This window comes from Salipiger sp. H15, assembly GCF_040409955.1.
Taxonomy (GTDB): domain Bacteria; phylum Pseudomonadota; class Alphaproteobacteria; order Rhodobacterales; family Rhodobacteraceae; genus Salipiger.
Window position 1 is genome coordinate 486,926 of sequence record NZ_CP123384.1, and the last position, 12,768, is coordinate 499,693.

The window sequence follows — 12,768 nt, forward strand, 5'->3', positions numbered from 1 at the left end:
CTGCCGGGATTTCCGGCCGTTTCCGAGATCAGAGGTTGCACGTTTGGCGGGGTGACGCCACGGAAAATCACCCCCTGCCCGCGCCGTTGCGCGGTTTATGCCCCGATCACCAGCGCATCCGCCGGGTTGAGCGCCAGCGACACGGTCTCGCCCACCTTCGGCGGCGCCTGCCGGGTGGTGTTGAAGAGATCCACCGCCAGCTTCTGCCCGCCGAGGTCGATGCGCAGGCGGATGACCGAGCCGAGGAAGTCGAGCTCGGTGATCCGGCCGGTCAGCGCCGCCTCTCCGGGGTGCGCGCCGAGGCGCAGCATCTCGGGGCGCAGGCCCAGCACCGCCGCGCCCGGCGGCACGGGACGGCCGAGCGTGAGCTCGTTCTCGCCCAGCTTCACCCGGCCGATCGCCGGGTCGAGCACCTGCGCGTCGAGCGTGTTGAGCGTGCCGACGAAGCCCGCGACGAAGCGCGTGGCGGGGGCGTTGTAGATCTCGAAGGGGCTGCCCACCTGCTCGGCCACGCCCTGGTGCATGACTACGATGCGGTCGGACATCGACAGCGCCTCTTCCTGGTCGTGGGTGACGAAGATCGTGGTGATGCCAAGCTCGCGCTGGATGCTGCGGATCTCGTTGCGCAGGCTCACCCGCACCTTGGCATCGAGCGCCGAGAGCGGCTCGTCGAGCAGCAGCACCTGCGGCTTCGGCGCCAGCGCGCGGGCCAGCGCCACGCGCTGCTGCTGCCCGCCCGACAGCTGGAACGGGTAGCGGTCGCCCAGTTCCGGCAGGCCGATCAGCGCCAGCATCTCCTCGACCCGCGCGGCGATCTCGCGCGACGGCGCACCCTTGACCCGCAGGCCGAAGCCGACGTTCTGCGCCACGGTGAGGTTCGGGAACAGCGCGTAGGCCTGGAACACCATGCCGATGTTGCGCTGGTTGGGGCGCAGGCTCGACACCTCGCGCCCCTCGATGGTGATGTGCCCGGCGCTGGGGCTCTCGAAGCCCGCGACCATGCGCAGCACCGTGGTCTTGCCGCAGCCCGAGGGGCCGAGCAGCGAGATGAACTCGCCCTTCTCGACGGCGAGGTTGAAATCCTTCACGACGCGGGTGACGCCGAAGCTCTTTTCCAGATGGGAAATGGTCAGGAAGCTCATCGGCCCGCCTTGTCGTGTTTGGTGAATCTGGTGACCAGCTGGATCAGCCCCATGCAGGCCCAGGTGATGATGAAGGCGATGGTGGCCAGCGCGAAGGGCTCGTAGGCCTTGTTGGCGCCCATCAGCTGCAGGTAGGGGCCAAAGGCCGGGCGGTTGAGCAGCGCCGCCATGGTGAACTCGCCCATGACGATGGCGAAGGTCACGAAGGAGCCCGAGAGCACCGCGACCAGCACGTTGGGCAGGATCAGCTTGACGATGATGGTGACCCAGCCCGCGCCGAGGCTCTGCGCCGCCTCGGTCAGCGTGGCGACGTCGATGGTCCGCAGCCCGGTGTCCACGGCGCGGTACATGTAGGGCAGCGACAGCATGGCGTAGCCGAACATCAGCAGGAGGTTCGTGCCGAAGATCGTGCCGGTCAGCGGCAGCCAGCTCGAGGTGTTGTAGAGCCGGATGTAGCCGAAAACCGTCACGATGGCCGGGATGACCAGCGGCAGCAGCGTGACGAACTCGACCACCGGGCGCAGGCGCGGCAGCTTCAGCCGAACCCAGAAGGCGGTTGGCACCACCAGCAGGATGCCGAAGACGATGGTCAGCAGCGCCATCACCACCGAGTAGGTGAAGGTCTGCCGGAACTGCGGATCGGCCAGCACGGCGGCATAGGCGTCGAAGCTGTATTCCCCGCGCCGCATCGACAGCGAGAACTCGATCATCCCGACCAGCGGCAGGACGAAATAGGTGAGGCCCAGCAGCAGGATGGCCCAGGAGGCGGCGCGGGTCATTTCAGCCACCTCTCGGAGCGGATGCGGAGCACGATGTAGATGACGTTGGCCAGCCCGGTGACGAGGATCATCCCGAAGGCCATGGCATAGCCGAGATGCGGATTGCCCAGCACGTCGCCGCGGATCTGCGCGAACAGCATGATCGGCACGATGTTGAGCGAGCTGCCGGTCAGCGCGATGGCTGTCGCCACGGCGCCGAAGGCATTGGCGAAGAGCAGCGCGAAGGTGCCGAGGATGGTCGGGAAGAGGATCGGCAGCGCCACGATGCGCCAGTATTGCGCGCCGCTCGCGCCGAGGCAGGAGGCCGCCTCGCGCCATTCCTTCTTCAGCCCGTCCAGCGCCGGGGTGACGATCAGGATCATCAGCGGGATCTGGAAGAAGAGATAGGTGATCGTCAGCCCCCAGAAGCTGAGGATGTTGAACCCCATGGCGCGCAGGTTGATGCCGAACTCGGTGCGCAGGAACACTGTCACCAGCCCGAGCGGGCCGAGCGTCGCAAGGAAGGCGAAGGCCAGCGGCACGCCGGCGAAGTTCGAGGCCACGCCCGAGAAGGTCATCAGCGGTGCGCGGATGCCGCGCGGCAACCCTCCGAGCACCATGGCGGCCGCCATCAGGAAGCCGATCAGGCAGCCGATCGCCGCCGAGGCGACCGAGATCTTGATGGAAATCCAGTAGGACGAGAGGATCGAGGCGGTGAAGAGCCCGGCGATGTTCTCGAGGGTGAAGGAGCCGTCGGCGCGCTGGAAGGCCCCGATGACAATCTTCATCGTCGGCAGCACGAGGAACAGCAGCACGAAGAGCGCGAAGGGCAGCAGGCCCAGCCACGCGAGGCTCGGGCGGCGGCGGCGCTTCGGCGGGGGGGAAGTCAGATCAGTCACATGAGGTCCGGATAGGGGCTTGAACTGGAACGCCAACCCCGCCCCGGGCTTTCTGACAGGCAAGGCCCGGGACGGGAAAGGGGCCCGACCGGAAAGCTCCGGCAGGCCCCTGACGGGAACCGCTTACTGGACGTTGGCGCCCACGACGGCATCCCAGCCGCCGACGACCGCTTCCTTGTTGCCCGCCTGCTCGTCGAGCGTCGGGAAGTAGGCGGCCTCGTAGCTTTCCGCCGGCGGCAGCGCCTCGAGCAGCTCGGCCGGGATCTTGTCGGCCGCGGCCATGGCGTTGAAGCGCGCCGGGTGGCAGTAGCCCTTCAGCCACAGGCTCTGGCCCTCGTCGGAATAGAGGTATTCCATCCAGAGCTTGGCGGCGTTGGGGTGCGGTGCGAAGGCCGAGATGCCCTGCACGTAGACGCCCGCGAGAACGCCCGACTTCGGCACCACGACCTCGACCGGCGGGTTGCCGTTGAGCGTGTCACGGGCCGCCAGCGCGTTATAGTCCCACATGATGGTGATCGGGGTCGCGCCCTGCGCCAGCGTGCCGGCCTTGCCGATCACGGGCACGAAGTTGCCGGCCTCGTTCATCTTCTTGAAGTACTCGAGGCCCTTCTCGCCGGCGTCCTTGCCGGCCGCGCCGCCCTCGGCCATGCCCGCGGCGAGCACCGCGAGGATCGCCTGGTTCGAGGCGCGCGGGTCGCCCGCCAGTGCCACCGAGCCGGCGTATTCCGGCTTCAGCAGGTCCGACCAGTCCGTCGGGGTGGTGTCGATCAGGTCCTTGTTCACCATGAAGGACATCACGCCGTAATAGTCGCCGTACCAGTAGCCTTCGTCATCCTTGACCGCGTCGGGGATCTCGTCCCAGGTCGAGACCTTGTAGGGCTGCAGCAGGCCCTCTTCCTTGGCCTGCGGGCCGAAGGACAGCCCCACGTCCAGCACGTCGGGCGCCTGCGGGCCGGTGTTGCCCTTGTTGGCGCGCACCGCCTCCAGCTCGTCCGCCGAACCGGCGTCGGGGTTCAGCTCGTTGACCTCGATCTCGGGGTATTTCGCCTTGAAGCCGGCGATCACGTCGCCGTAGCCGCACCAGCTGTGCGGCAGGGCGATGGTGGTCAGCATGCCCTCGGCCTTGGCCGCGGCTTCAAGCGCCGCGAGGTCCTGCGCCTGGACCATCGAGGTGGTCGCCATCAGCGCCGCGACACCCGCCATCCAAATCTTTGTATTTGCTTTCACAATCGTATCTCCCCGTTTCCCGGTCCCGGCCGCATCGGCCGTGACGCGCGTTTAGGTTTTTTATTTGACGGACTCATGACAGCCAAAATTTAGGCAAACTCCGCGGCGCGAGCCTTGACCGAAAATTTACGTTACGCAAGCTTTGCCTCCTCCGTTACGCGAGCAATCTCAGGATCTTGAGCCTCCGCGACGGCGAGAACGCCTAAATTTGGGACAGGCCCGGACCCGGACAAGGCCCGGAAGTCGCGGATTCCCGATGAAAATTCTGACGCCGGGGCACGCGGCGCGACCTGACGCGCGCCCCGGCATCAATTCCCGCGTCCCTTCGAGGGCCGGCAGTCGCCTCGCCCGCCACCGGCGCGGGCGACGGTCGCGCGCTGCTTTTCCTTGCAGCCTCCGAGCGGCCTTTCGCTTTCGCGCAACTGTCGCTTGTCGTTTGATTTCGCGGCTCTACTATGGGCGCAGGATTTTTCCCGATCGGGCGCAGGCCGCGGGTCCGGACCAGATTTTTTCGACATTGATTTTGCGAGGGGCAGCCAAGTGACCAGACCCGTGTTCCGACCTTCGTCATCTTCTTCCGCCGCGGCGCGATGCTGTGCCGGCGCCGCGCTGGCGCTGCTGCTCGCCTCGCCCGCGCTGGCGCAGGAGGAAAAGGCCGCCGAGGATCCCACCAAGATCGCCACCAAGGCCGGGGTGTCCTATTCCGACGAGTTCTCCGTCTCGGGCTCGCTCGCCTTCGGCCCGGCCACCAAGGTCAACGCGCGCGTCTCGGAAAGCGGGCAGTGGTCGCTCGGGGCCTCCTACCTCTTCTCCTTCGGCATCCTCACCTTTACCGCCGGCAAGAACGAGTTCGACAACGGCTCGGTGCAGACCCACTACTCGCTCGGCGGCTTCGTCCCGCTGACTGCGATGGGGATGAAGACCGGCAAGTGGCAGCTCTTCGTCCCCTTCGGCTACACCTATTCCGAGGGCGAGGTCGCGGTCACCGATGCCGAGCTGCACGAGACCTTCAACGTCGAGGTGAGCAACAACAGCGGCTATCTCGGCATGTTCGCGCTGCGCCCGATCACCGAGAAGTTCACCTTCATGACCGGCGGCATCTACACGCGCGGCTCGGACGATTTCAGCGGCGTGTCGGTGGCGGGCGGCGTGTCCTACCACCTGTCGCAGAACGACACGATCGCCCTCTTCGGCTCCTACATCGACAATGATTTCGGCGAGGAGCAGAAGCTCGGCGTGTCCTACCGGCACGAGTTCTAGCGCCGGGCTCCGGCCGTCCCGCGGTTGTCTCGCCGCCGTCCGTGCATAGGTTGCCCGGCAAAGGCACACACGGAAGGGACACCGCATGGGACTGAACGTCTATCTCTCGGGAGAGATTCACACCGACTGGCGCGAGCGCATCATCGAGGGGGCGCAGGGGCTCGACGTGACCTTCAGCGCGCCGGTGACCGACCATGACGCCAGCGACGACTGCGGCGTGGCGATCCTCGGCCCCGAGGAGAGCAAGCTCTGGCATGACCACAAAGGCGCGAAGCTGAACGCCATCCGCACCCGAAAGGCGATCGCCGACGCCGACGTGGTGGTGGTGCGCTTCGGCGAACAGTACCGGCAGTGGAACGCCGCCTTCGACGCGGGCTTTGCCGCGGCGCTCGGCAAGTCGCTGGTGATCCTGCAGCGCCCCGAACATGACCACGCCCTGAAGGAGGTCGATGCCGCAGCGTTGGCGGTGACGCGCACCCCCGAGGAGGTGGTCTCGATCCTGCGCTACGTGCTGACCGGAAGCCTGCCCGGTTGACGCCACGACGCGGCCCGGCACGCGCCCCGAGGGCATCCCCCGGGGGCGCTCCGGGCCCTCGACGCTTTCGCCAACAACTGCCGTGGGATGCTGCCTTCGGGGTGCCGTGCGACCGGGTTTTCAAACTGCCCGAATCTGAGGCAGCAAGAGCCCACACGCGATTTCACGCGCATTTGCGCTGGGAAGGGGCTTTTTTGCCGCGCCGTACGGCCCTATAAAGCCACGGCCTTCGCTCGCAGGGAGTCGAGGGCCAAAACGCGTATTTCTGGGGCGGGACTTCTTAATGTTTGGACTGGACAGACTCATGGGCGCCTTCTCGGCGGACATGGCCATCGACCTCGGCACGGCGAACACGCTGGTCTACGTGAAAGGTCGCGGGATCATTCTGTCCGAACCGTCGGTTGTGGCCTATCACGTCAAGGACGGCGTCAAGAAGGTGCTGGCCGTCGGCGAGGACGCAAAACTGATGCTGGGGCGCACCCCCGGCTCGATCGAGGCGATCCGGCCGATGCGCGAGGGCGTCATCGCGGATTTCGACACCGCGGAAGAGATGATCAAGCACTTCATCCGCAAGGTGCACAAGCGCTCGACCTTCTCGAAGCCGAAGATCATCGTCTGCGTGCCGCACGGCGCGACCCCGGTGGAAAAGCGGGCGATCCGCCAGTCGGTGCTGAGCGCCGGCGCGCGCAAGGCCGGGCTCATCGCCGAGCCCATCGCCGCGGCCATCGGTGCCGGCATGCCGATCACCGATCCGACCGGCAACATGGTCGTCGACATCGGCGGCGGCACCACCGAGGTGGCCGTGCTCTCGCTGGGTGACATCGTCTACGCGCGTTCGATCCGCGTCGGTGGCGACCGCATGGACGAGGCCATCGTCAACTACCTGCGCCGCCAGCAGAACCTGCTCGTGGGCGACGCCACGGCCGAGCGCATCAAGACCTCGATCGGCACCGCGCGCATGCCCGACGACGGGCGCGGCAGCTCGATGCAGATCCGCGGCCGCGACCTGCTGAACGGCGTGCCGAAGGAAATCGAGATCAGCCAGGCCCAGGTGGCCGAGGCGCTGGCCGAGCCGGTGCAGGCGATCTGCGAGGCGGTGATGTCCGCGCTCGAGGCGACCCCGCCGGACCTGGCGGCAGACATCGTCGACCGCGGCGTGATGCTGACCGGCGGCGGCGCGCTGCTGGGCGATCTCGACCTCGCCCTGCGCGAGCAGACCGGCCTTGCCGTCTCGATCGCGGAAGAAAGCCTCAACTGCGTCGCACTCGGCACCGGCAAGGCGCTCGAGTACGAAAAGCAGCTGCGTCACGCGATCGATTACGACAGCTGATCCCTTTCGGGATCGCTCCGGCTGCGTCATAGTCCGGGGCGGGTGCGCGGCCCAGCCCGCACCCGCCCTGCTCATCCCGTGAGCCAACGGCCACACGCAGAGATCACATGGCGAAACACGGCACCCACAGCGAAGACTATTCCGGACCGCTGAAGCGCCTGCTTCTGGCGATCCTGATCCTGGGCCTGACCGGCCTGTTCATCCTGTGGCGCATCGACAGCCCGCGGGTCGAACGGTTCCGCGCGCAGGTCATCGACACGCTGATGCCCGGCTTCGACTGGGCCATGGCGCCGGTGACCGGCGCGGTGACCATCCTGCGCGACTTCCAGTCCTACCAGCGCATCCACGAACAGAACCAGGAACTGCGCCGCGAGCTGCGCCAGATGACGGCGTGGAAGGAGGCGGCGCTGCAGCTCGAGCAGGAGAACGCCAAGCTGCGCGACCTGAACAACGTGCGGCTCGACCCCCGGCTCACCTACATCACCGGCGTTGTGCTGGCCGACAGCGGCTCGCCCTTCCGGCAGTCGGTGCTGATCAACGTCGGCTCGCGCGACGGCATCGTCGACGGCTGGGCGACCATGGACGGGATCGGCCTCGTCGGGCGCATCTCGGGCGTCGGCAACAACACCAGCCGCGTCATCCTGCTGACCGATGCCACCAGCCGCATCCCGGCGACGATCCAGCCCTCGGGGCAGCGCGCCATGGTGGTCGGCGACAACTCGGCCAACCCGCCGATCGACTTCCTCGAGAACCCCGACCTGGTGAAGCCGGGCGACCGCATCGTCACCTCGGGTGACGGCGAGGTGTTTCCGCCGGGCCTGCTGATCGGCCAGGTGGCGCAGGACCCGGGGGGGCGCCTGCGCGTGCGTCTCGCCGCCGATTACGAGCGGCTGGAATTCCTGCGCGTGCTGCGCGACCACGGCGCACGCCGGGTCAGCGCGCCCTCGGGCCTCATCCTGCCCGAGACCCCGCCGGAGGCACCGCAGCCCGAGGCCGAGACCGATCCGACCGTGCCGCCGCTCAGCAACGCCGAGACCGGCAGCGCGACCGGGGGCGGAAATGGCTGAGAGCAGCCGTCCGCCCAAGGTCTGGATGATGCGTGCCACCTTCGTTGCCCTGACCTTCGCCCTGATCTTCTACCACCTGCTGCCGCTCGACTTCACGCCCGCCGCCTATGCCGGGCCGGACGTGCTGACCGCGATGTGCTTTGCCTGGGCGCTGCGCCGGCCCGACTACGTCCCCGCGCTGCTGATCGCGGGGGTGATGCTGCTGGCCGACCTGATGTTCCAGCACCCGCCCGGTCTCTGGGCGGCGCTGGTGCTGATGGCGACCGAGTCGCTGAAGAACCGCGACCGGCCGCGGCGCGAGTCGACCTTCCTGATGGAATGGATCGCCGTCGCCATGGTGCTGGCGGTGATCACGATCCTCTACCGGCTGGTGCTCGCCGTGCTGATCGTGCCCGAGGGCACCTCGTTCCTCGCGCTCATGCGATACGCCACCACGGTGATCTGCTATCCTCTGGTCGTGCTGGTATCGCAGGGGCTGTTCGGCGTGCGCCGGATGGCGCCGGGGGACTTCGACCACGCAGGGAGACCGATGTGAGACGCACGCCGAAGGAAAGCACCGACAGCTGGCGCCGCATCTCGCGGCGGGCGCTGCTGCTGGGCGGCGCGCAGCTCGGCTTCGCCGGGATGCTGGGGCTGCGCATGCACCACATGCAGGTCGACCAGGCCGACGAGTTCCGGCTGCTGGCCGAGGAGAACCGCATAAACCTGCGCCTGATCCCGCCGAGCCGCGGCCGGATCTTCGACCGCAAGGGCAAGATCATCGCCGAGAACGCGCCGACCTACCGCATCACCCTCGTGCGCGAGGATGCCGGCAACGTCGAGGACGTGATCGCCAAGCTCTCGGCGCTGGTCGAGCTGGACGAGGACGAGCTGAACCGCGCGCTCACCGAGATGCGCCGCTCGGCGCCCTTCCTGCCGATCACCATCGCCGACCGGGTCAGCTGGGAGGCGATCAGCCGCGTCGCGGTCAACGCCCCCGCCCTGCCCGGCGTCACCCCCGAGGTCGGCCTGTCGCGCTTCTACCCCGAGCACGGCAACTTCGCCCACGTGATCGGCTACGTCGGCCCGGTCTCGGAACGCGACCTTGCCAGGTACGAGGACCCCGAGCCGGTGCTGCGCATCCCGCGCTTCCAGATCGGCAAGGTCGGGGTCGAGGCCAAGTACGAGGAAGAGCTGCGCGGCAAGGCCGGGGCGAAGCGCGTCGAGGTCAACGCCGTCGGCCGGGTCATGCGCGAGCTGGACCGGCGCGAGGGTGACAACGGCGCCGACCTGCAGCTGACCATCGACGCCGACCTGCAGGACTACGTGCAGGCGCGGCTCGGGCACGAGTCGGCCTCCTGCGTGATCATCGACACAGAGAAGGGCGACCTGCTGGCCATCGCCTCCGCCCCCTCCTTCGATCCCAACAAGTTCGTGCGCGGCATCTCGGTCGCCGACTACGCGATCCTGCGCGAGAACGACCACCGCCCGCTCGCCTCCAAGACGGTGCAGGACGCCTATCCGCCGGGCTCGACCTTCAAGATGGTCACCGCGCTGGCGGCGCTCGAGGCCGGGATCCTCTCGCCCGACGACACCGTCTACTGCCCCGGCCACATGGAGCTGGGCTCGCGCCGCTTCCACTGCTGGAAGCGCACCGGCCACGGCCACCTGACGCTGGAACAGGCGCTGCAGCAGAGCTGCGACGTGTTCTTCTACGACGTGGCGCTGAAGGTCGGGATCGACAAGATGGCCGACATGGGCCACCGGCTCGGGCTCGGCGTGCCGCCCGACGTGCCGATGTCGGCGGTCACCGCAGGCATCATGCCGAGCCGGGAATGGAAGCAGCGCGAGCGCGGCAAGGGCTGGCAGCTCGGCGACACGGTGAACGCCTCGATCGGGCAGGGCTTCGTGCTGGCCTCGCCGCTGCAGCAGGCGATCATGACCGCGCGCATCGCCAGCGGCCGCGAGATCCACCCGCGGCTGGTGAAGACCATCAACGGCGTCGAGACCGAGGTCGTCGGCGGCCAGACGCTCGACATCAACCCCAACCACCTGCGCTACGTGCGCAAGGGCATGTCGGCGGTGATGAACTCGAACCGCGGCACCGGCTTCCGCTCGCGGGTCGTCGCGCCGGGCTACGAGCTGGCCGGCAAGTCCGGCACCAGCCAGGTGCGCAACCGCGTGGTGGCCAACGACGAGGTGCCGTGGATCGAGCGCGACCACGCGCTCTTCGTCGCCTACGGGCCGATCGAGGCGCCGAAGATCGCGATCTCGGTGGTGGTCGAGCACGGCGGCGGCGGTTCCTCGGCGGCGGCTCCCATCGCCCGCGACGTGGCGCTGCAGGCGCTCTACGGCGGCACGCCGCCGCTCTCGGCCTATCCCTCGGCGGATCACGAGAAAATCCAGGAACAGCAGGAACGGCTCGACCGCGAACGCCTCGAGCGCGCGGAACAGGCACGGGGGCGCGCGTGAGCTATCTCGAATACACGGTCAAGACCACGCCCTCGGGCTGGCGCAAGGTGTTCTACATCAACTGGCCGCTGGTGATCCTGCTGTCCGCCGTGGCCTGCGTCGGCTTCCTGATGCTCTACTCGGTCGCCGGCGGGCGGCTCGACACCTGGGCCGAGCCGCAGATGAAGCGCTTCGCCCTCGGGCTGAGCGCGATGTTCGTCGTCGCGATGGTGCCGATCTGGCTCTGGCGTAACCTGTCGGTGCTGGCCTATCTCGGCTCGCTCGGCCTGCTGGTGGCGGTGGAGCTCTTCGGCACGATCGGCATGGGCGCGCAGCGCTGGATCGACGTCGGCTTCATGCGCCTGCAGCCCTCGGAGCTGATGAAGATCGCGCTGGTGATGGTGCTGGCCGCCTATTACGACTGGCTGCCGCTGAAGAAGACCTCGCGCCCGCTCTGGGTACTGCTGCCGATCATCCTGATCCTCGCGCCCACCGGGCTCACGCTGATCCAGCCCGACCTCGGCACCGCGCTCCTGCTGATGATCGGCGGCGGGCTGATCATGTTCCTTGCCGGGGTGCACTGGGCCTATTTCGCGGTGGTGATCGCCGCCGGGGTCGGCACGATCTACACCGTCTTCGAGTCGCGCGGCACCGACTGGCAGCTGCTCAAGGACTACCAGTTCAAGCGCATCGACACCTTCCTCGACCCCTCCACCGACCCGCTCGGCGCGGGCTACCACATCACCCAGGCCAAGATCGCCATGGGCTCGGGCGGCTGGACCGGGCGCGGCTTCATGCAGGGCACGCAGTCGCGGCTGAACTTCCTGCCCGAGAAGCACACCGACTTCATCTTCAACACGCTGGCCGAGGAGTTCGGCTTCGTCGGCGGCATGTCGCTGCTGACGCTCTACGTGCTGATCCTGCTGTTCTGCATCTTCGCCGCGCTGCGCAACCGCGACCGCTTCTCCTCGCTGCTGACGCTGGGCATCGGGCTGACCTTCTTCCTCTACTTCGCGGTGAACATGTCGATGGTCATGGGCCTTGCCCCCGTGGTCGGCGTGCCGCTCCCGATGGTCAGCTACGGCGGATCGGCGATGCTGGTGTTGATGATCGCCTTCGGACTGGTCCAGAGTGCGTGTGTCCACCGACCGCGCTAGACCTCTTCAAGGACCTCCATGACCACGAACATCCTTTTCGCCGCCCCGCAGGACGCCTGGGACGAATACCGCAGCCCGCTCACCGAGGCGCTCGACGCCACCGGGGTCGACTACCGGCTGGGCCGCGACATCCCCCCGGCCGAGGTCGAGTACATCGTCTACGCGCCGAGTTCGGGCCTCACCGATTTCACCGCCTACCCGCGCCTCAGGGCGGTGTTCAGCCTCTGGGCCGGGGTCGAGAAGATCGTCGGCAACGACAAGCTCACCGTGCCGCTGACCCGCATGGTCGACGAGGGAGGGCTGACCCAGGGCATGGTGGAATACGTCACCGGCCACGCGCTGCGCCACCATCTCGGGATGGACGCGCATATCGTCAACCCGGGGCATGTCTGGAGCAAGAAGGCGCCGCCGCTCGCGCGCGAGCGCCCGGTCACCGTGCTTGGCCTCGGCATGCTCGGCAGCGCCTGCGCGCGGCAGCTGGCGCAGCTTGGCTTCCCGGTCACCGGCTGGAGCCGCACACCGCGCCAGATCGAGGGCATGCGCTGCCTGTCGGGCACCGAGGGCCTTGCCGAGGCGCTGCGCGGCGCGCAGATCGTCGTGCTGCTGCTGCCTTTCACCCCGCAGACCGAGAACACCATGGGCGCGGCGCAGTTCGCATTGCTGGCCCCGGGCGCCGCGATCATCAACCCCGGCCGCGGCCCGCTGATCGACGACGCCGCGCTGCTCGCCGCGCTCGACAGCGGCCAGGTCGGCCATGCCACGCTCGACGTCTTCCGCGTCGAGCCGCTGCCGCAGGACCATCCCTTCTGGGCGCATCCGAACGTCACCGTGACGCCGCATGTCGCCGCCGAGACGCGGTCCGACTCGGCCTCGCGGGTGATCGCCGAGAACCTGCGGCGCGGCGTCACGGGCGAGCCGCTCCTGCATCTGGTGGACCGGGGCGCGGGATACTGATAAGGCGCG

Annotated in this window: 12 protein-coding genes; 8 read left to right on the forward strand and 4 right to left on the reverse strand. The window is 68.0% G+C overall.

All coding sequences use genetic code 11. The features are described from left to right. Window positions 1-95 precede the first annotated feature (95 nt). The 4 genes from PVT71_RS02405 to PVT71_RS02420 all read right to left on the reverse strand — a co-directional run bounded on the left by PVT71_RS02405 (window position 96) and on the right by PVT71_RS02420 (window position 3,981). A complete protein-coding gene (locus PVT71_RS02405) occupies window positions 96-1,142 on the reverse strand; it encodes an ABC transporter ATP-binding protein (protein ID WP_353472903.1) in 1,047 nt (348 codons plus the stop codon). Beyond that, complete coding sequence (locus tag PVT71_RS02410; RefSeq protein ID WP_353472904.1) at window positions 1,139-1,921, reverse strand: ABC transporter permease; 783 nt, start codon at window positions 1,919-1,921, stop codon at window positions 1,139-1,141. The genes PVT71_RS02405 and PVT71_RS02410 overlap by 4 nt, the downstream gene beginning before the upstream one ends. Next, window positions 1,918-2,799, reverse strand: coding sequence for an ABC transporter permease subunit (locus PVT71_RS02415; protein ID WP_353472905.1), 882 nt, complete (start codon window positions 2,797-2,799; stop codon window positions 1,918-1,920). The genes PVT71_RS02410 and PVT71_RS02415 overlap by 4 nt, the downstream gene beginning before the upstream one ends. A gap of 123 nt (window positions 2,800-2,922) precedes the next feature. Next, window positions 2,923-3,981, reverse strand: a complete 1,059-nt coding sequence (locus PVT71_RS02420; RefSeq protein ID WP_353473826.1) for an ABC transporter substrate-binding protein — start codon at window positions 3,979-3,981, stop codon at window positions 2,923-2,925. Window positions 3,982-4,578: 597 nt separating this feature from the next. On the opposite strand from PVT71_RS02420, the gene PVT71_RS02425 reads away from it, so the two are divergent. From PVT71_RS02425 to PVT71_RS02460, 8 genes are all read left to right on the forward strand, one after another. Next, complete coding sequence (locus PVT71_RS02425; protein WP_353472906.1) at window positions 4,579-5,286, forward strand: hypothetical protein; 708 nt, start codon at window positions 4,579-4,581, stop codon at window positions 5,284-5,286. Between the two features lie 85 nt (window positions 5,287-5,371). Then, the gene (locus PVT71_RS02430) at window positions 5,372-5,821 is read left to right on the forward strand and encodes a YtoQ family protein (RefSeq protein ID WP_353472907.1); all 450 of its coding nucleotides are present in this window, start codon (window positions 5,372-5,374) and stop codon (window positions 5,819-5,821) included. Between the two features lie 283 nt (window positions 5,822-6,104). Beyond that, a complete protein-coding gene (locus PVT71_RS02435; RefSeq protein WP_353472908.1) occupies window positions 6,105-7,151 on the forward strand; it encodes a rod shape-determining protein in 1,047 nt (348 codons plus the stop codon). Between the two features lie 107 nt (window positions 7,152-7,258). Then, window positions 7,259-8,218, forward strand: a complete 960-nt coding sequence (mreC, locus tag PVT71_RS02440; RefSeq protein WP_353472909.1) for a rod shape-determining protein MreC — start codon at window positions 7,259-7,261, stop codon at window positions 8,216-8,218. Further along, window positions 8,211-8,753, forward strand: a complete 543-nt coding sequence (locus PVT71_RS02445) for a rod shape-determining protein MreD (RefSeq protein ID WP_353472910.1) — start codon at window positions 8,211-8,213, stop codon at window positions 8,751-8,753. Before mreC ends, PVT71_RS02445 begins: the two co-directional genes overlap by 8 nt. Beyond that, window positions 8,750-10,669, forward strand: coding sequence for a penicillin-binding protein 2 (mrdA, locus tag PVT71_RS02450; protein WP_353472911.1), 1,920 nt, complete (start codon window positions 8,750-8,752; stop codon window positions 10,667-10,669). The genes PVT71_RS02445 and mrdA overlap by 4 nt, the downstream gene beginning before the upstream one ends. After that, entirely contained in the window at window positions 10,666-11,805 is a 1,140-nt protein-coding gene (gene rodA, locus PVT71_RS02455; protein ID WP_353472912.1) for a rod shape-determining protein RodA, read from the forward strand. The genes mrdA and rodA overlap by 4 nt, the downstream gene beginning before the upstream one ends. Window positions 11,806-11,823: 18 nt before the next feature. Continuing rightward, entirely contained in the window at window positions 11,824-12,759 is a 936-nt protein-coding gene (locus PVT71_RS02460; protein ID WP_353472913.1) for a glyoxylate/hydroxypyruvate reductase A, read from the forward strand. Window positions 12,760-12,768 lie beyond the last annotated feature (9 nt).

Bases quoted from the DNA above. Each gene is read 5' to 3' on its own strand.
- PVT71_RS02405 (WP_353472903.1), bottom strand. From the start codon at position 1,142: ATGAGCTTCCTGACCATTTCCCATCTGGAAAAGAGCTTCGGCGTCACC.
- PVT71_RS02410 (WP_353472904.1), bottom strand. From the start codon at position 1,921: ATGACCCGCGCCGCCTCCTGGGCCATCCTGCTGCTGGGCCTCACCTAT.
- PVT71_RS02420 (WP_353473826.1), bottom strand. From the start codon at position 3,981: ATGGCGACCACCTCGATGGTCCAGGCGCAGGACCTCGCGGCGCTTGAA.
- PVT71_RS02430 (WP_353472907.1), top strand. From the start codon at position 5,372: ATGGGACTGAACGTCTATCTCTCGGGAGAGATTCACACCGACTGGCGC.
- PVT71_RS02435 (WP_353472908.1), top strand. From the start codon at position 6,105: ATGTTTGGACTGGACAGACTCATGGGCGCCTTCTCGGCGGACATGGCC.
- mreC (WP_353472909.1), top strand. From the start codon at position 7,259: ATGGCGAAACACGGCACCCACAGCGAAGACTATTCCGGACCGCTGAAG.
- PVT71_RS02445 (WP_353472910.1), top strand. From the start codon at position 8,211: ATGGCTGAGAGCAGCCGTCCGCCCAAGGTCTGGATGATGCGTGCCACC.
- PVT71_RS02460 (WP_353472913.1), top strand. From the start codon at position 11,824: ATGACCACGAACATCCTTTTCGCCGCCCCGCAGGACGCCTGGGACGAA.